This is a genomic window from Mesorhizobium sp. BR1-1-2, assembly GCF_020165435.1.
GTDB lineage: Bacteria > Pseudomonadota > Alphaproteobacteria > Rhizobiales > Rhizobiaceae > Mesorhizobium.
The window spans coordinates 129,326-146,010 of record NZ_JAIUID010000012.1; the positions used below are offsets into that span (position 1 = coordinate 129,326).

The 16,685-nt window shown below is 59.2% G+C and carries 19 protein-coding genes and 2 pseudogenes; 10 read left to right on the forward strand and 11 right to left on the reverse strand.

Annotated elements, in window-relative coordinates:
* Positions 1–41: 41 nt before the first annotated feature.
* The 3 genes and pseudogenes from LB551_RS23245 to LB551_RS23255 form a co-directional block, all read right to left on the reverse strand.
* A pseudogene (locus LB551_RS23245) lies at positions 42–1,398 on the reverse strand (ISNCY family transposase).
* Positions 1,399–1,522: 124 nt separating this feature from the next.
* Positions 1,523–2,524: an IS30 family transposase gene (locus tag LB551_RS23250; protein ID WP_140554036.1), complete on the reverse strand. Its 1,002-nt coding sequence runs from the start codon at positions 2,522–2,524 to the stop codon at positions 1,523–1,525.
* A gap of 237 nt (positions 2,525–2,761) precedes the next feature.
* Positions 2,762–3,703 (reverse strand): NAD(P)/FAD-dependent oxidoreductase, encoded by a 942-nt coding sequence (locus LB551_RS23255; protein WP_224629006.1) that lies wholly within the window; start codon positions 3,701–3,703, stop codon positions 2,762–2,764.
* A 302-nt stretch (positions 3,704–4,005) separates the two neighbouring features.
* Here LB551_RS23255 and LB551_RS23260 point away from each other — a divergent pair, with 302 nt between their 5' ends.
* The gene (locus tag LB551_RS23260; protein ID WP_140554035.1) at positions 4,006–4,311 is read left to right on the forward strand and encodes a hypothetical protein; all 306 of its coding nucleotides are present in this window, start codon (positions 4,006–4,008) and stop codon (positions 4,309–4,311) included.
* Between the two features lie 30 nt (positions 4,312–4,341).
* Positions 4,342–4,560 carry a KTSC domain-containing protein gene (locus LB551_RS23265; protein ID WP_140554110.1) on the forward strand — a complete coding sequence of 73 codons (219 nt, stop codon included), beginning with the start codon at positions 4,342–4,344 and terminating at the stop codon, positions 4,558–4,560.
* A gap of 395 nt (positions 4,561–4,955) precedes the next feature.
* Here the strand turns inward: LB551_RS23265 and LB551_RS23270 are convergent, their stop codons facing one another.
* Together LB551_RS23270 and LB551_RS23275 are read right to left on the reverse strand one after the other, a co-directional pair.
* Entirely contained in the window at positions 4,956–5,156 is a 201-nt protein-coding gene (locus tag LB551_RS23270; protein ID WP_140554033.1) for a CsbD family protein, read from the reverse strand.
* Between the two features lie 199 nt (positions 5,157–5,355).
* The gene (locus LB551_RS23275; protein WP_224629007.1) at positions 5,356–6,114 is read right to left on the reverse strand and encodes a Crp/Fnr family transcriptional regulator; all 759 of its coding nucleotides are present in this window, start codon (positions 6,112–6,114) and stop codon (positions 5,356–5,358) included.
* 200 nt (positions 6,115–6,314) lie between these two features.
* Here LB551_RS23275 and LB551_RS23280 point away from each other — a divergent pair, with 200 nt between their 5' ends.
* From LB551_RS23280 to LB551_RS23305, 6 genes are all read left to right on the forward strand, one after another.
* The gene (locus LB551_RS23280; RefSeq protein ID WP_224660547.1) at positions 6,315–6,974 is read left to right on the forward strand and encodes a cytochrome c oxidase assembly protein; all 660 of its coding nucleotides are present in this window, start codon (positions 6,315–6,317) and stop codon (positions 6,972–6,974) included.
* 1 nt (position 6,975) lies between these two features.
* Positions 6,976–7,173, forward strand: coding sequence for a hypothetical protein (locus LB551_RS23285; protein ID WP_224660548.1), 198 nt, complete (start codon positions 6,976–6,978; stop codon positions 7,171–7,173).
* 396 nt (positions 7,174–7,569) lie between these two features.
* Entirely contained in the window at positions 7,570–7,812 is a 243-nt protein-coding gene (locus LB551_RS23290) for a type II toxin-antitoxin system Phd/YefM family antitoxin (RefSeq protein ID WP_140554029.1), read from the forward strand.
* A complete protein-coding gene (locus tag LB551_RS23295; protein WP_140554028.1) occupies positions 7,812–8,237 on the forward strand; it encodes a type II toxin-antitoxin system VapC family toxin in 426 nt (141 codons plus the stop codon). Before LB551_RS23290 ends, LB551_RS23295 begins: the two co-directional genes overlap by 1 nt.
* Before the next feature lie 42 nt (positions 8,238–8,279).
* Positions 8,280–8,591 carry a hypothetical protein gene (locus tag LB551_RS23300; protein WP_224629009.1) on the forward strand — a complete coding sequence of 104 codons (312 nt, stop codon included), beginning with the start codon at positions 8,280–8,282 and terminating at the stop codon, positions 8,589–8,591.
* Positions 8,534–9,166, forward strand: a complete 633-nt coding sequence (locus tag LB551_RS23305) for a DUF3883 domain-containing protein (RefSeq protein ID WP_224629010.1) — start codon at positions 8,534–8,536, stop codon at positions 9,164–9,166. Before LB551_RS23300 ends, LB551_RS23305 begins: the two co-directional genes overlap by 58 nt.
* A gap of 977 nt (positions 9,167–10,143) precedes the next feature.
* On the opposite strand, the gene LB551_RS23310 is transcribed toward LB551_RS23305, so the two are convergent.
* Positions 10,144–11,487: a phospholipase D-like domain-containing protein gene (locus LB551_RS23310; RefSeq protein WP_224629011.1), complete on the reverse strand. Its 1,344-nt coding sequence runs from the start codon at positions 11,485–11,487 to the stop codon at positions 10,144–10,146.
* A 1-nt stretch (position 11,488) separates the two neighbouring features.
* On the reverse strand, positions 11,489–11,815 hold the full coding sequence (locus LB551_RS23315) for a low affinity iron permease family protein (RefSeq protein WP_140554026.1): 327 nt from the start codon (positions 11,813–11,815) through the stop codon (positions 11,489–11,491).
* Positions 11,816–12,129: 314 nt separating this feature from the next.
* Between LB551_RS23315 and LB551_RS23320 the strand changes: the two genes are divergently transcribed.
* Complete coding sequence (locus LB551_RS23320; RefSeq protein WP_181172653.1) at positions 12,130–12,489, forward strand: DUF768 domain-containing protein; 360 nt, start codon at positions 12,130–12,132, stop codon at positions 12,487–12,489.
* Positions 12,490–12,725: 236 nt separating this feature from the next.
* Here the strand turns inward: LB551_RS23320 and LB551_RS23325 are convergent, their stop codons facing one another.
* Both LB551_RS23325 and LB551_RS30165 read right to left on the reverse strand, forming a co-directional pair.
* Entirely contained in the window at positions 12,726–13,028 is a 303-nt protein-coding gene (locus LB551_RS23325) for a DUF1236 domain-containing protein (RefSeq protein ID WP_140554023.1), read from the reverse strand.
* A 502-nt stretch (positions 13,029–13,530) separates the two neighbouring features.
* Positions 13,531–13,767 (reverse strand): hypothetical protein, encoded by a 237-nt coding sequence (locus LB551_RS30165; RefSeq protein WP_348642868.1) that lies wholly within the window; start codon positions 13,765–13,767, stop codon positions 13,531–13,533.
* Positions 13,768–14,061: 294 nt separating this feature from the next.
* Between LB551_RS30165 and LB551_RS23335 the strand changes: the two genes are divergently transcribed.
* Entirely contained in the window at positions 14,062–14,676 is a 615-nt protein-coding gene (locus LB551_RS23335) for a hypothetical protein (RefSeq protein ID WP_140554021.1), read from the forward strand.
* 680 nt (positions 14,677–15,356) lie between these two features.
* Here LB551_RS23335 and LB551_RS23340 read toward each other — a convergent pair.
* Positions 15,357–15,965 (reverse strand): hypothetical protein, encoded by a 609-nt coding sequence (locus LB551_RS23340; RefSeq protein WP_140554019.1) that lies wholly within the window; start codon positions 15,963–15,965, stop codon positions 15,357–15,359.
* A gap of 424 nt (positions 15,966–16,389) precedes the next feature.
* Positions 16,390–16,685 (reverse strand): annotated as a pseudogene (locus LB551_RS23345) (hypothetical protein); the annotation flags it as partial.

The window sequence follows — 16,685 nt, forward strand, 5'->3', positions numbered from 1 at the left end:
GGGGGCAGCCTGGCTCCCTGGCTTTAGCTTTGAAAGCCGCTTCACTCGGCAGCGGCCAACCTTGCCAGCGCCTGTTCTCGCCGCGCGATGACAGCAGGGTCGTTGAGAAAATCGGTCCTGCGGCCCGGCTTCGACCCGCGCTTCTTGTAAGCGCTCTGCTCGCTGTTGGTCTTGATCTTCGGCGGAGGCCGCGCCTCCTCCTGCTGAGCCTTGATCCAGGTCAGCACTTCGCCGAGCCGTTTGTTCTCGGTGACCGCCGTGTGCGTGACGCGCTGCTCCTTATCGAAGACGGTGTAAGGCAAGGAACACGCTCTCCATCGAACGTCCAGCCGACCGTTGGCGAATTCGTAGATATCGACGTATTTGCCGACCAGCCCGCACGAAAGCTCGTTCTTCTCAAGCATGATTTGCCTGCGTTCGTAGGAGAACGACAATTGCTGGCCGACATAACGCTGCTCCCGCTTGCACAGCATGTCACGCAGCCGATCCGGCGCAACATTCAATGCGCGATGCAGATTGTCCGGTCGGCGAACCTTTCGTTGAAGTCAGCCATGAATATCGGCAAGAACGCGTTGGCCGCCTCGATGTCAGATATGCCGGCAAGGCGCAGTTCCTTCACGAGGCGGTCCTGCAGCGTCCGATTGACCCTTTCAACCCGGCCCTTGGCCTGACTCGAATTGGCGCACAGGATCTCGATGTTGAGTTCCGACAAGGCGCGACCAAACTGGGTCATGCCGCGGCCTGCCTTGGCGTCCGTCTTGGCGACACGAAACACCGTATGCTTGTCGGAATAGAATGCGACTGGGCAGCCGTGCGCCTTCAGATAGAGCTCGAGCGTCTCGAAGTAGCTGAAGGTGCTCTCCGACTTCACAAAGCGAAGCTGCTGGAGCTTGCTCGTGGCATCGTCGATGAAGACGAGCAGGGTGCATGGATCGCCCCGCTCCTCGAACCAACGGTGATCGCTGCCGTCGATCTGCACCAACTCGCCATATGACTCCCGACGTAATCTGGGCTGATGGAACGTCCTGCGCTGCTTTCGGGACAGCCAGCTTCCAGCTTCCGCCGTCCATTTGCGCAACGTCTCTCGCGACACGACCAGGCCGTGGTTCGCCGCGCGGCCGCCAAGGTCGGCCCAAAGTCGAGATAGTGTTCCCGAACCAACTGAACCGCCAGTTCGCCGATGCCGGCGACATATCGATGGTTCGACGGTCGTCTTCGAGCCTTGTGCCGAAGGGCTGCGGCGCCTTCGGCCCGGAACGCCTTCAGCAGACGCTGGACCTGGCGGGTCGTCATATCCAGCACATGCGCCGCCGAGACAACCGTCATGCGCCGCTCCAAAACCTTCGACAGCACCTCGATGCGTTGCAGCTCGCGCTCGCTCATTAAAATTAGTCCCAACCCGCCGTCTCCCTCGCTCACCGACGAGCAGGGCGACATTCCTACGTTGCGGAATCAAGACATTTCTATTTTGCGGTGTGAGTTCCAGCTGAAGTGCGACAAGCAGCGCGTCAGGTTAGCGCGTTCACCGATTGGCCAACAGTATCTTCTGACGGAAGACTTCGGCCGGTGTTCTGAAGCCGAGGCATTTTCGGGGCGTCGAGTTGAGATGGGCGCACACCTGGTGCAGGTCTCGATGCTCTATCGACAACGGATCGATGTCTCGCGGAAGCCATTTGCGAGCGCGACGGTTGGTGTTTTCCACCGTGCCTTTCTGCCACGGCGCCTGCGGGTCGCAGAACCATGTCTGAACGCCGAGACCGGCCTGAAGGTAGGGCCAGTCTGTGAACTCGGTGCCGCGGTCGAAGATGATCGATCGGCGGGCCGAATGGGGAAGTGGACCAAGCACGTCAATCAAGCCATCCATGATCGCGCGCGACTGTCGGTCGTTGTTGCGTAGGAAGACTGTGAAGCGGCTCACCCGTTCGACCAGCGAAGTGACGTTCGCTTTGCCAAATTTCTTGCGGAACTGGATCAGATCGCATTCCCAGTGTCCGAGCTGCTTTCTGTCGCGGACGATGTCCGGACGATGCAAAATGCTCAAATCCGGGCTAAATCGACGGCCATGACGCCGCCTTACGTGCCTCGGCCGGCGTCGGGCGCGGCTCTCCGGAAGATAGCGCCACAGCTTTATCTCCTGGCCATAGGGCGAATAGGCAAAGCGATAGATCGTCTCGTGGCAGACGCGAACGCTGCTGCGTTCATAAGCCAATCGACCGGCGATCTGCTCCGGTGACCAGCCATGCTTGATACGCTCGATGATTGATGCGCGAAGCTTCGGATGCCGAACCAGTTTACGATAACGGCTGCGACGTTCCTTGGCCCGATGGTTGGCCGCCACACAGAAATAGCCTGTCAGATCCGGCATCTCCCGATCCTCAAACTTATTCCGCGCGATCTCGCGGAAAATCGTCGAGCGATGGCGGCCGAGTTTCTCAGCAATCGCATCGACACTGACGCCAGCATGGCGCCAGCGCTCGATCTTGCGGCGTTCATCCAAATCGATCTGGGAGTAGCTGCGTTTCATGTGCGGTTCCATGCATGCGATAAGGCATTGGTATCGCTGCAACGTCGCAGTTCAAGATAGAACCCACCCTGCTACATCCACAAGTCGCAGAATCTATCTTATGGAACTGGCGGAAATCTCTATAAAAGCAGAGGCTTAGTTGAGATGCTGGAGCTGATGCGTCTCTCTGAGAATAACTGCGATTGGCAACGTTCCTGTTCAAATTCCAGCCAAGGTGTCATGACGCAAGCTGATTGATTATCTGGGGTCCTGACGCAGTAACTGATTGTGAATGTCGCTAGCGGCGACCGCGGCATGGCCGAAGCCGACCGCAATCTGATTCAGCGCCTTCACCACATCTCCAATGGCGGAGACACCTTCCGCGCTTGTGCGCTGATGCGCGTCAACTCGAACATAGCCGTCTTCTGAGCAGTCGGCCCCCAGGGATGTAGCTAGTTCGGATCGTACGACACAGCCCATCGCGATATAGATCACTTCGAAGAGTTGTTTGCGGCCGTTCTCCAGAAGTACCTCGTATCCACTGTCCATTGGAAGGAGGCTATTTACATTGTCCAAAATTCCTGCCTTGAAAGCAACCGCTCGCCTCCGCGCATTGGCAGATAGACCTTCGGGACGGCTAGCCAGGACCGTGACGTTGGGCGTGTACTGCTTCAGGAATAACGCCTCCCTCATCGCGCTCTCCTCGGGGCCCATCACGGCAACGGCCTTGTCTATCACCTCATAACCGTCGCACACCGGGCACAGGCGAATGGTGCCCTTGGCGATTCCTTCGCGTATGTGTGGTACATCGGGCGTGATGTCGGTAACCCCTGTCGCGAGTATTACCTGGCGTGTCGGGTACGCTTCATTGGCAGCATGAACGACGAACCCGGCTTCGACTGGGTTAATCGCCTCTACCCGCTCCTGCCTCAGAACAGCGCCGTACATAGCAGCTTGCGCGGTGAGGCGCCGCAGGAGATCCTCGCCTCCAATTCCGTCGGGAAAACCCGGACAGTTGTGACTTTTCACAATCAATTTCGCGCGGCCGTCATCCGCGTCGAATACTACGACGCTGCGGCGAAACCTTCCCAGGTAAACAGCCGCCGCCAACCCAGCCGGACCACCGCCGACGATCGCGACGTCAAAAGGCTCGTTCGACTTTAAAGCGGACATTCGCGCCGAACGACGCAACTGGTTCAATGTTCCCCGACTAGCCGCTCGATCTACCTTATGCGCGGAGGCGCCCTGATATTTCGTCAGAGCGGAAGAATATATTCTTGTCGGCGGTCCGTCGGTCTCCAATGGAGACAGCAAGGAATGTTTATACTGACCAGAGATTGCATTCCCTGTGCGCGCCGAAACAAAGGACCCAATACCCCACGTGCCCTGCCGTCGCACGCGGCGTTGGGATTCTGCCTGCACCGGCGGCAATAAATAGCAACCCGCATCTGGGAACGTGTCGGTATCTCCACCGTTGATCGAAAATCAATTGAGACGCCGCCATGTACCTCTTCCAGATCTTGCTGCCCCGCGCGGACAACTCCGGAGAGCCGTTTCCCAAACAGGATTTTGACCGCATAAAGGAAGATCTGGCTTGCCGATTTGACGGCGTGACGGCCTACCTACAGGCGCCTGCCGAGGGGCTGTGGAGGCAGGGCGAACATTCCAGGGACGACGACATCATAGTATTCGAGGTGATGACCGGAAAAATCGATCTACAAGAATGGCGCAACTGCCGAGCCGAACTTGAGCGGCGCTTCCGCCAGCATCAAGTTGTCATTCGATATATGTTGATGGAGCTCGTCTAGGTCTCGTCATGCCATCGTTCTCGATACACAATCAGTCTACGACCCGGCCGCAGAACCCTTTCGGTCCGGTTCGTGTCCAGCGGGAAACGCTACGAATTCGAGGACGTGCCAACCGAGGCCTTTGCCGCATTCCGGACTGCCTTCGCCAAGGCTCGCTTCTCCCGGCATGAACCTCAGGCGTCGCGTCACCGGCTTATTGCGAACCCTGGAAACGGGATCTTTCACGTCATCTCTCCCTCGCCGAGATAGAGCAGGATCAACAGGGCTTATCGTTCCTCATCGCGGAGAGAAGTTCGCGACCACGATTAGTTGGCAACGGAAGGGACGGGGGTGCTTGGAAACCGCCCTGGAACCCCGCGGCTGCGGATTGGTGCGGATAGCCTTGATCAGAAAAGGCGTTTTCTGAAGTACGTCAAGTTGTACCCGCCCGACGAGCAGCCTTGCTCTCCAGGCTTGTCGACGCCGCAGGCTGGCTGCGCCTCTTCGCCGACTTACGACCGCGGCTGGTCGCCCCAAGATCGGTGCCGTTTTGTCGTATCCGCGCCGCTTTGCAAATGAGCGCTCGGGTGTTGCTCGGCCCACGCCCGTCGAACGGAGAGGCTTGCAGCGACCGTGTGACGCGGCAAGCCTCTGGCCCTTCGACTCTAGCTCTGGCGGTTGTACCAGTCGTCAACGTTCTGGCGAACGCGATCTCTTTCGATACCGTAGCGCTCTTGTATGACGCCTTCCAGCTGATCGCGTTTTCCTGCGATTCGATCAAGGTCGTCATCGGTGAGTTTGCCCCATTGATCCTTCACCTTGCCCTTGAATTGCTTCCAGTTTCCTTCGACGCAATTCCAGTCCATGGTGACTGTGCTTTTCGTGGTTGGCCAGCATCAAGAACGACAAGAGGGTACGAAGGTTCCTGCCCTGAATTATGAAGAAACGCGCTCCGTCGGTTACTTCGTAACCGCCCATTCGGCAAAAGCGGGCGTGCCGCGCCGGCGTGATGCTTGGGCCATCATTGGTACCGCCGACGGCGGTCAAGCACGCGTAAGAGCGTTGCTATCGGGGCTCCTTGCGAAGATTGAGGTAAGTGCCATCGAACTCGGCGGCTCGAGCCAAGCGGTCCCAGTTCGTGATAGTCACCACCTTGCGTTCCCAGGTGATGAGGTCCGCGCGGCGCAATTCCATCAGCGTTCGATTGAGATGGACGATAGAGAGGCCGATAGTATCGGCCAGCATGCTCTGAGTGACCGGAAATTCGAACGACCGGCCGCGGGTCATTCCGACAACCTCCATGCGCAGGAACATCTCACAAATGAGATGCGCCAGATGGGCCCCCGCGGACCGGCGCCCGAGGCAGGCGATCCACACCCTCTGAATGGCGGCGTCCACCGCCAATACGGTCGACAGCACGCGGAACAAGTGCTGATGGCTGTCGGTGATCCGACGAAGCGTGTCATGTCCGATGAACGCCATGCGGGCCGGCGCAAGTGCAACTACATTGTGGTCCATCACGTGCAACAGGAATGCGTGCAGGTCCACGAAGTCGCCAGGAATATGGAGAGCCGTTATCTGGCGGCGGCCGTCGGCAAAGGTGACGGTTCGTCCGGTGATCCCCGCCACAATAACGCAACTCTCCTTGGGCTCGGAGTGCTCCGCGACGATCTCGTCGCCGACCTCGTAGTCACGTGTCCGCCAGGGACCGTCCTCAAGTATTGCTCGATCTCCGGGTGTGATATCGTCTCGCCGCTCCAGCACTTTGAACAAGGCGGAAATGTCGGTAACTGATCTGGTCGGCAGTGTCGTCTTACCGGGCAAGCAAAACCTCCTCAATGGCGAGAGCCGCTCAGAAAAGATCAGGTCGGGCCGAACCGGGTGCGACTACCTCGTATTCAGGGATTGATCACTTCCGACATCCGTAGAGCGTCGGGCCTCATAATCTCGTTCCTGGTGAGCCTTGTGGTAAACCCACGACCCAGCGGTATGTTCCGCGACTGTCTCGATTGGCGGCAATTCATATGCAAACCACTCGCCATAGCTGGCAGAGCTGCCGTCCTCTCTCTCACAACGCGCAGTGGCAAGCCCCGGTAGACAGTTGCGGCACGCCGCCGGCTGAAGCCGAGAGGCGCCTACTGATGCGAGAAGCACCTGCGCCGGTGCCGTTTCGGCGTGCCCTGGGTATGGTTGGGCATGGCAAATCGCTGCGAGCGCTCTGGACCTTTGCGAGCCGGCCTGTCACCGCAACGATTGTTCACGGGATCGCGATATGGGTGTGGCACATTCCGGTCCTGTTTGAGGCAGCGCTCGAGCATGGCGTGCTGCACTATGCGCAACATGCGAGCTTCCTCGGCACCGGCCTGCTCTTCTGGTGGGCGTTGCTGCCGCGCCGACGCCAACAGCAGGCTTATGGAAGTGCCGTAATGCATCTTTTCTTCACCTCCCTGCACACCGGCCTGCTCGGCGTCCTGCTTCTTCTATCGCCGAAGCTCTGGTACCCGGAGAATGCTGCCGGGGCGGCAGTGTGGAATTTGAGCCCGATCGAGGACCAGCAGCTTGCCGGGCTCGTTATGTGGGTCCCGGCCGGCCTTATCTATGGCGGGGCAGCGCTATTGCTGGCCGGCCTCTGGATAACGACGAGCGGAACCAGGAAGATCGCACATGCCCCCTGGCCCATCTAAATTGATCATCGCCGTGTGCATTCTGTTGGTCGCCGCGGGCGGCGCGCTCGCATTGTGGGCCGACCGAGTCCGTCGGGTGCAGCAAGAGGCGGACGCCGCTACCGGCGGCGTCGGTGCACGTGCGGTACCGATCATGCTGGCGAATGGCTGCGCCGGCTGCCACAAACCCATCGATCAGTTGCGGGACTTCGTCCGGTGAGCGCGACCAGAGTTGGCTCTGATGCTCAATCCCCACGTCGCCCAAATGCACCCCTGCGGTGCCAACCGGTGTGACGATGGGAAAAAATGCCGTTGAATGCGATCGCCGGACATCTGGATCCGCATCCAATCCGGGGATCGAGGACCCGTCGTTGATCCAATTACGCACATACCTGAGTTGGCAGGAAGTTTGTTGGAGTATCATCCTACGTCTCCTGAAAGGCTCGCGAGCGCCGTGCTTGGGAGCGGTCAGGACGTTCCTTCCGAACGCGCAATCTGGATGGCTTGGACTGCCTCCGGTCTCGAGCAGCGTTCGCCGGCAGATGATTTGGGAGGCAGCGCTAGAATTGTAAGGCCGATTGCACTATATGACTATCTACATGGTCAGGAGCGTGACATGGATGTGATCAATCTGGCGGATGCCAAAGCCCATCTGAGCGAGCTGGTTGACAGAGTCGAAGCGGGCGATTCGATCGACATCACTCGTCGGGGCAAGCCGGTCGCGCGGCTCATCGCCGTCGCCAAGCCGCGCAAGCCGATCGATGCCGCGCTGCTTCAATCGCTGACGGCAGCGATGCCGCCCCAGCCTCAGAGTGCCGCCGATCTCGTGCGGTCGATGCGGGATGGCGATCGCTATTGATGCTCTATCTCGACACGTCGCTGCTCGTCGCGGCGCTCTCCAACGAAGCGATGACGCCGCGGGTCCAGGCCTGGCTTGCGGAGCAGGACCCGGCGCAGCTCCTGATCAGCGACTGGACGGTCACGGAGATGTCGTCGGCCATGGCGATCAAGCTGCGGACCGGACAGATCAGCCTGGAGCAACGCGCGGCGGCGCTCGCCATGTTCAACAAGCTCGTTGCCGAGAGCTTCACCGTCCTGCCCGTGACGGGTGGGCAGTTCCGAGCGGCGGCGAGGTTTGCTGATCAGCATGCCCTTGGGCTCCGTGCCGGAGACGCGTTGCATCTCGCCATCGCATCGGAGCATGGCGCCACGGTGCACACGCTCGACCAGCGGCTTGCCGACGCCGGGCCGACGCTCGGTGTCCCGGCGCGGTTGCTGGCATAATCCGGAACTTCTCCAGCGGGACAGGTCTGCTCGGGAGCCGCCATGGCCGGTGACTGGTCCGACGAGCAGAACGATGCGATCGTGGCGGATTATATCGCGATGCTCGCGGACGACATCGCCGGGCGGCCATACAGCAAGGCCGAACATAGCCGCCTGCTACAGGAGATGATCGATCGGCCCCGCGGCTCGATCGAATACAAGCATCAGAACATCAACGCCGTGCACAAGGGCCTCGGCGAGGGCTGGATCCCAGGCTACAAGCCGGCCTTCATTTCCAAGCGTCACTCGTCGATGCGATGGTGCGCTGGCTCGATCGTCATCCGGATTGGCTCGCACCGGCCGCGCAGATGGTGATGGAGCCTTCGCCATCGGCGCTTCGGGACGAAGCGATGCTGTGGATCGGCTCACCCCCGACGCACAGCAACGCGCCGCCGCCCAAAGAACTTGAGCAGATGACCGCCATCGCCCGGAAGTACGACGTGGCTGAGCGTGATGCCCGCAATCGGGCTCTGGGCCGTGCTGGCGAGGAGCGCGTCCTCGCGCATGAGCGTGCCAGTCTGCTTGCCGCCGGCCGAACCGTTCTCGCCGAGCGCACCCTCTGGGTGGTGTCGCACCTGGATGATGACGGTGCCGGTTATGACGTTCTGAGCTTCGCCACCAACGGCAGCAATCGGCTGATTGAGGTGAAGACGACCAATGGATGGGAGCGGACGCTGTTTCACATCACGCGCAATGAGCTGGCCGTTGCGGAGGAGCGGCGCAGTGATTGGCCGCTAGTGCGGTTGTGGAATTTTGCGCGGGAGCCGAAGGCGTTCGAATTACTGCCGCCGCTGGAGGCACATGTGTCGCTGATGGCGACCAGCTATCAGGCGAACTTCATACAGTGGGCCGTGAGCCGTCTGTCGGCTTTCGGGGCGAAGACGTGGTAGCTGCTGTAACCACACAGGCGGGCGCGGACGCGGTGTGAGCGGGTTGCACTGTTGGGTTGAATGACCGGTTGCGCACGGAGGCCGGCAGGGGAAGGCATTCCCCTGCCGGGAGACCCGCAACGTCCTCTTCGGCTTGGCCAGACGACGCAGACGTTCCTGTCTCGTGCCGTGGCCGACAGTGACAGCGCCAAACGATGATGATCGTACGGCTGCCCGTGATTTGCAGGTGGCCGAGAAGAAAGGCCATCTCCGCCGCCAGACCGGACGCTTTCAGGGCCGGTCAACCACCTGTTCCCTTGCGCTTGCTGCCTTGGGATAGTTCTGCCGCGCAAGGACGGAGGAACCTGCCCGATGGCAGGATAGGCTCGCATGCTTCGACGGGCTCTTATGTGGAACAAAGCTGGCCAGCTGCGGTTTCGTACAGCAGCCGGGCGCGGTGCAAGTTAACGCGCCGTGCTGCTGGGTCGCAGGGCCCAGCCAAGAGCCCGCTCCTCCTCCCTCAGGGGCGGGCTCTTTTCCTCAAGGCAACCGAATACCGATCCTCAGTACGCGGAGGGCCACATGAAACAACGTCTCTCAGATCTCAGCGCAATGGCCGAACCCGGTTTCTGGATAGCCTTTGGGTCTTTTGGTACTGCCTTACGCCGTTGGAGTATTCTCCCCGATTAAGACATGCCATTGCCTTTGATCGCCCGGCTCTGGCCACCCCAAGCTGATCTGAATAAACAACTTGATAATTCCCGGGGGCCCACCGCCACTGGGCGGCTTGGGTCCAGCCAAGGCGTTGCGCTCACGCAAAAAGACGGAGGCTAAATTGCATCGGCCGATGAACTCGCGCGCGAATATTTAGCAGATCGCCGGGCGTTTGGCTTTGCACGGCTGCTCCCATTTCCGGCGAACCATAGCATCTTAGCCATTCGATAGCCGCGGCAGGCCCCGACTAGCCGGCGCTCGCCCTCAGCACCTTCCACAAAGCACTAAAGTTGCGAGTGCAGCCTGCTGGCCAGCCAGTCCGTTACCTTTTCTGCCAGGGGGCGCGTTTGCCATTCGCTCAAACTGATCTGCCTGGATCGTTCGAGATCCTGATTGAACAGGTCGATCTGCGTTGTCGCAAAATCCTGACCGTAGACATTGAGGGTCGCTTCGTCGTTTAGTCGCAAAGAGCGCTCGTCCAGGTTGGCAGAACCAAAGCTCGTCCAGACGTCGTCAACGATCAGGAGTTTGGGATGATACATCGTTGGCTGAAACTCGAAGATCCGAACCCCGGCTTTGAGTAGGTCGCCCCAGAAGTATCGTGAGCCTTTTCGAACCAGTGGCACGTCCGTGAGGCGATTGGGCACGATCACATCGACTGCCACCCCACGCTTCCTGGCGTCCAAGATCTGCTGAAGGGCAATATCGTCGGGCACGAAATAGGCCATTCCAATGCGAAGATGATCCTTGGCGGCAGCCATCGCCGCCAGCATCATCAGTTCCATGTTCTCCGAGCCGTTCGGTTGCGAAGAAAGGATCAGCTGAGCACCAAGCGCTCCTGCTGGCTCGGGTGGCGGGTAGAACTTTTCACCCTGCAATGTCTCACCGGCCGTCTCCAACCAGTTTTCGGCGAACGCTGCCTGAAAGGCAGAGACTGCGGGGCCTTTGACTTGGTAGTGCGTGTCGCGCCACTCATCTGGGTTGCGGGCGTCTCCAAGCCAGTTATCGGCAATACCGACGCCGCCGGTAAACGCGACCCGTCCGTCAACGATGAGCAGCTTGCGATGGGTCCGATTGTTTATGCGATCCAAGGTGTACCAATGGATCGGCCTATAACGTTGGAACCGCACGCCAGCGCTTGTCATGGTCTGGATCAGATATTCATCGAACGGCAAGCTGCCCACCCAGTCGACGAGTACACGGACCTCGACACCATCCCTGGCTTTGTGTGCCAACGCAGCCGCGAACTCATAACCGACGACGCCGGACCAATAAATATAAGTCTCCAAATCTATTGTAGATTTAGCCCCCTCGATCGCCTGCAGCATCGACGGAAAGATTTCATCCCCGTTGACAAGGGTTTGCACCGCATTCGCCCCGAACAGCTGTCCTTGCGAATAACTGCTCATGCTGCCTGCGAACTGTGGATCCGACGCATCGAAACGATGCGGGACAATCGTTCGCAAAACGCGTGGCTCGGGCGCTAAGTTTATGGCCAGCACGGTGATCAGACTGGCGATAAGCGCGGCGGCTGCGTATCTGAGGTACGGCAATAGACGGCCCAGCTTTTGGCCAAACCTTACCGGCTTGGCGCCAGCCAGGAGCGCCACGAAATCGGAAAGGCTCACGTCAATCGCCGTGCTGTTTATGGTTGCGATGTTTTTCGATTTCCTCAGGTTCTTCCTTGTCAATTCGCGTGATGTTCGATGCCGAGCTATTTGCTCGCAACATCTCATCCAGTTTGGCATGGATCGCTTGAGTGTCGCGGTGCTCTGCTCTTTGAATGAACAGCGTCATAGCCCAAGTGAAGAGGGTAGCCGCCCCGTGCCAATTCAAACTTTCCCGATCGAAAACGAGCCAAAGAGCCGCGTAAGCTAGCAGCACCAGGAATGCCGCGGGGCGAGAGGTCAGCGTGCCGATTGAGGTGAGCACACTCGTGATCGGGTGATTTGCCATCACCCAAGAACTTTCGAGCGTGACGCAGGTTCCCCCTCTGGCAAGCACTGCAACGCATGCCAGCGGAGCCCAGCGCGGGCCCTCGCCCCCGCAGTGGCCGCACCGAATGTTCCATCGGCGCGGCGTCGTATCATCATTTAACACTGCCTGGGCGCCTTCCCATCTCACCTTGTCGGAAGCAACAAACGACCGCTTTTCAAATCGACCAAGCAAGCCGGTCGGGCGATGGCCTGCACCAGCCGCGTTTAGACAAAGCGTTGCATCCTTCGTGCGAAATCCGCGTTGAGAGATGGATCATTGAAGGTGGTGCTCCCATGGACTCCAAACCGGCCTTTCCTCACGCCGAAACGGCTACGGCGCAAGACGCTGAAATCCTCGTGAATAAAACGGCACATTTCGTCGAGGAATGGATCGATGAGCACAAGGTCGAAGTGCCCGCCGCAGTGCCAACCGAAATAGCTGCCAAGAGGATGGCGGATCAATGTATCTCCGATGCCGAAAGCGAAGGGATACTGGCCGATGAGATCAACGACGAAGTCGGCGACCTTAAGGATTACATCGCCGAGACTGTGCTCGGGGAAGATGGCTCAGACAACGATAGTCCTGAGGAACCGGCTGTCGCGACGTCGTCCGAATCAGACCGTGGAGATGCGAATGCCGAAATTCCGCTTTGAATTCATAGAGACCACCGCGCAACCCGCAATTCAGGCGAGATGGAAAATCTTGCTGCCGCCCAGGCGGAGGCGAAAAGAGCAGCGAAGGAAGCGATGCTCGACGGGATTGCCGCAGGTATGGATCCGACATGCTGGGTGACCAACTGCCCCGTTTTCGGAGAACCTGCCAACTGAGCGCAGATAAAAATGGCGGGCTGGGTCGAAGCGCAGCCCGCCTATAGAACCGGGCTTTATCGCTAGTGTAAGACGTCGACGATCTGATGGGTATCTGGATCGACAAGGACGGTCTGATCATTAATCACCGCTACCCGGTATTTGACGTTAGGAACTTCGCGCAGTTCAACTTTGTCCGGCACTGATGAGCCCAGCTTAAGCTCCACGCCCAACAGGTTGACCGACGCCAAGGGCTGCTTTTTCACATATTCGCGGACAACTGTCTCCTGCTCTGGCTGGACAACGACGACGTCCTGCGCAGCAGCAACGCCGATTCCAGCAACCAGCAACAACGCGGCAGTGGCGCCAGTGACATGTATTCTCATGATTTATTTCCTCTTTGTGGGCTGAGCGCAGGATGCCTCGGCCCTAAGCTGAACGTGAGGAAATCGGAAACGTTCCTCTGACAGGACTTCAGTCTGACACCCCGCTGAGAAAGAGCGCGGCCGATCGGCATCGAAGCTGAGAGGCACGGCGCCCATCGTCGATCTGAGGAACGGCGCCGGAGTGGAAAGCAGCCCGACGGCGGGACGACGTCGCCGGAACTGGAGCCGTCAGCGTTCGCGCGCAATCGCAGCGCGCAATCGTTGGCGGTTCTGCTGCGTCTGCTGGTAAGAAACCGCACGCGATAGTCGACCCGCTGCTCTGACAGGAAGGGCTTGCAGCGCTGCCGCTTGGGATAGATCATTTCTGCGCGACTGGTCAGAATCCGGCGGCCAACAGTTCGATGCATCCGCTTAGTACAATTCCCAAGATCCGTCGGATACCGGTACTCTGATCACGAGGCGCCAAAGTGTGTGCGTTTCGGGCACTATTCCGGCTCGCAGGCTACTTCCTCTTGCGAACTACGGCTTCTGCCTGCGCCGGCGCCTTCTGAATGTTGGCGGCGCGGCCCATGTCCCCATTCTTCGTGCGCCCGGCCCCAGGGCCTGCTCCAATATCGGCACCGGTGGTTGGATCGGAAGAGGGATCCGAGAGTGTCCGCTCCGCCATCTTGGCAGCGACTTTCTTGTCTTTGGCATTGAGCTTGACCGTTGCACTCCCGTCTCCGCCATCAATGGGCATGACGTCCTCGAGATCGTCGATGCGGTCCCATTCGTCTCCCGAATTCCAGGGCCCGGTGGCGTCGCCCTCTCCTTGCGAGGTGTTGACGTAAATGCTGGCAAACTTCTCGATGCCCGGGAGCTTGCCCGACGGAAAGTTGTTTTCTATCGCATAGAGCGCTTTTTCAACGACTTTTGGTGGGCGACCTCACGCAGCTACTATCCCTCGATCGCCGCGGTGTGCCGGCGCCTGCAGATCAACCGCCAGCAGTTCAACAAATAGCTGAGCGGCCAGACCTGGCCGTCCCGTCGCAACATGCGCAAGATCTGCGACTTCTTCGGCGTGAGCGAAGGCGAGCTTTTGATGGACCAGCAGCGCTTTGCCGAGATCGTCGGGCTGCGCCGCCGCCCACTCGGCGTCCATGCGCCGTCGGACATGCTGGTGCATATGGAGCAGCTCTATCAGCGTTCCGGCGATGTCGGGCGCTATGTCGGCTACTATTTCCGCTATTTCTACTCGTTCGGCTATTCCGGCAAGATCATCAAATGCCTGGTCGTGATCTACGAAAAGGAAGGTCGCTATTTCTGGAAATGCATGGAAAGGCTCGTCCATTTCGGCAAATATGGCGTGAAGACCTCGAAATATTCGGCCGCCCTGCTGCTGCTCGGCGATCGCATATTCGCGCTCGAATCCGAAACCCTGCTCAAGACCAGCATCACCCAGGTGATCCTCTATCCGAGCTACCAGACGAGCGTCGCCTATCTGGTCGGCATCCAGACGGGCATGCCCCTTTTACGGGGCGGAGACCCGCAGCCTCGGTCGTGCTTCTGGAATATCTCGGCCGCTCCGTCGACCAGCGCAAGGCGCTGCAAGCGTGCGGCCTGTTCGACGAAACCGATCCGGCCATCGATGCAGGCATTCGCGCTATGATCACTAACCGCATACCGGCGGGCACATTCGTGCTCGAAACCGAGGAGGTGTAGCCTGCTTCCCCGGATACGTCGTCACTCCACGCCGCAACACCAGCTGGCAGCGAACAGCACGAGACCGCCATGAAGAACGGACGCGATTGCGGCCGGTCATAGTTCGCAATAGCTGCTTGTCGCCCCAGGTTCCAGCGTCTCCTGTCGTGCGACCAAGCCCCTGCCGTTCATACAAACGATGTGCATTTTGGACAGTAAGCCGAACAGCAAACGGCCCCGACGGGCGTAAACCCGGTCTCAATGCCGTCGTGGTCGTTTCGCTCCTTACGTTGCATCCCGACACCGTATGTCGGTGAACGGTTACCTACGTTGCGGTCGCGGAAGTTGGAACGGCGGCAATTGCCGGCTGATCATGGAAGCGGATATTACGATGTAAGCGGTCGGACAATTTTGCCGTATCTCTAGATCGTCGGAACGCAGTTCAAGCTGGTCATCGACTGCGCCGCCGCGCCTTTCGAGCCGTGCAATTCTGATTGGCGCTCCGCCACGCCCGGCTTCTCGTCAACAGCCGCTGGATAGTGTCCCTCAAAAGGATTGTAGTAAAATGACCTCGATCCGAGCCAGCCCGAAGAAGCCTCGAACGCCTGTGGAGGCTATGTCGGCCGATCTAGATTGCCTATCCGCATGCTAACGCTTGCGCAACAAAGCCGGCACAACGTCGTGGAAGGCGATTCCCTGATTGCGGTGTTCACCCCCGGTAGTCGCTGCAAACCATGCGGCCGCAGCGCCAAGTGCGGAGCCCGCGGCCGTCGCGAAGCTGAATATGGCCGTTATGTTGGCTGAAAGGCGCACGGTCGTTTCGTTGAGTTGCGCGTCAGCGGGATTGACCACTGCATCCGCGCCTTTTCGGGCAATCATCGCAAAGAAAAACGCCGCTCCGAGTGTCGCCAGAGCCCAGACCGCGATGCCATGTATGCCATCGCGGAATTCGCTCTCATTTGCGTCGCTGTCCTCCCAGCGCGTGCGCATGCGTCCAGCTACATAACCGCCGGCTGCGGAACTTGCTACGGCCACGACGACTACCCATAGCCCGGCCGCCAGCACGTTCCAAGAAGCGCCGCCGTTGGGCAGAGTAGGAGAACCCAGCGCCAAGCCGGCACTCGATCCGAATTGCAAAAGAACCACTGAGATGGCGCAAGCGATGATCCCGCCGCCAAATATGTCCCCCCATTCAAGATAGGACGATGCAGCCACCCTTGGGCTAACTGCAGGGCTTTCGGGTACTGTGTCGGCCATGATCTTACCGTAGTCCAAGGAATGACAGAACGAACAGAACGATCACGACGAGACCCACGAGATATATTATTCCGTTCACGACGTTCTCCCCTGATTGCGAATAGACGAACAACGTGTCCGGGATGTTTTGGTTGCAAGAGAACTGTCCCGGAAATCTGAAGGTCTGCGACAAGTGCAAAGTGTGCTGAGATCGGCACCCCCGACCACCTCTACAACCCTCGGCACTCGACGCTAGGCTATCTGAGCCCCGTCGAATTCGAGGAGAAAGCAGTGCTAGCTTAACGGCGTGGCCGAAAAACCGGCAGCAGGCCAAATGGCATGTGCTGGAACCCCTGTCCGCTCCTACAAATCTGGTCGGCACAAACGGGACGGTTGATGAAGGGAAGGAACCGACTTCGAGGCAGACAGCGAGATCTGTCTCGTTTCACGACGTTGGGCTGTAGCGGAGCAATTTGAAGCAATCGCCGCTTGCCGACGTCAATTGCATCAGGAAATGCTTCGACCGATCGATCCACTCCTGATGCGACTTGACGTCCGCTTCAATCTCATCGACTGGTCTAAGTTTGACGAAGCCACGCCCGTTGCTGAAAAGCCGGCATGCACGGGCGAGAATTCTCCTGCTGCGCAGGCGCAACAGATCGGCATCATAAAAGATATCCAGCACCTCCTGCTTGATCTTCCGCTCCAGACGGGCGATCATCCGCCCCCTCGCCCCCTCGC

Excerpts from the sequence above, each read along its gene's own strand:
- LB551_RS23250 (WP_140554036.1), bottom strand. The coding sequence starts at position 2,524 with ATGAAACGCAGCTACTCCCAGATCGATTTGGATGAACGCCGCAAGATC.
- LB551_RS23260 (WP_140554035.1), top strand. The coding sequence starts at position 4,006 with ATGTACCTCTTCCAGATCTTGCTGCCCCGCGCGGACAACTCCGGAGAG.
- LB551_RS23270 (WP_140554033.1), bottom strand. The coding sequence starts at position 5,156 with ATGGACTGGAATTGCGTCGAAGGAAACTGGAAGCAATTCAAGGGCAAG.
- LB551_RS23280 (WP_224660547.1), top strand. The coding sequence starts at position 6,315 with ATGCAAACCACTCGCCATAGCTGGCAGAGCTGCCGTCCTCTCTCTCAC.
- LB551_RS23290 (WP_140554029.1), top strand. The coding sequence starts at position 7,570 with ATGGATGTGATCAATCTGGCGGATGCCAAAGCCCATCTGAGCGAGCTG.
- LB551_RS23295 (WP_140554028.1), top strand. The coding sequence starts at position 7,812 with ATGCTCTATCTCGACACGTCGCTGCTCGTCGCGGCGCTCTCCAACGAA.
- LB551_RS23300 (WP_224629009.1), top strand. The coding sequence starts at position 8,280 with ATGGCCGGTGACTGGTCCGACGAGCAGAACGATGCGATCGTGGCGGAT.
- LB551_RS23305 (WP_224629010.1), top strand. The coding sequence starts at position 8,534 with ATGGTGCGCTGGCTCGATCGTCATCCGGATTGGCTCGCACCGGCCGCG.
- LB551_RS23315 (WP_140554026.1), bottom strand. The coding sequence starts at position 11,815 with ATGGCAAATCACCCGATCACGAGTGTGCTCACCTCAATCGGCACGCTG.
- LB551_RS23320 (WP_181172653.1), top strand. The coding sequence starts at position 12,130 with ATGGACTCCAAACCGGCCTTTCCTCACGCCGAAACGGCTACGGCGCAA.
- LB551_RS23325 (WP_140554023.1), bottom strand. The coding sequence starts at position 13,028 with ATGAGAATACATGTCACTGGCGCCACTGCCGCGTTGTTGCTGGTTGCT.
- LB551_RS30165 (WP_348642868.1), bottom strand. The coding sequence starts at position 13,767 with ATGCCCATTGATGGCGGAGACGGGAGTGCAACGGTCAAGCTCAATGCC.
- LB551_RS23335 (WP_140554021.1), top strand. The coding sequence starts at position 14,062 with ATGCGCAAGATCTGCGACTTCTTCGGCGTGAGCGAAGGCGAGCTTTTG.
- LB551_RS23340 (WP_140554019.1), bottom strand. The coding sequence starts at position 15,965 with ATGGCCGACACAGTACCCGAAAGCCCTGCAGTTAGCCCAAGGGTGGCT.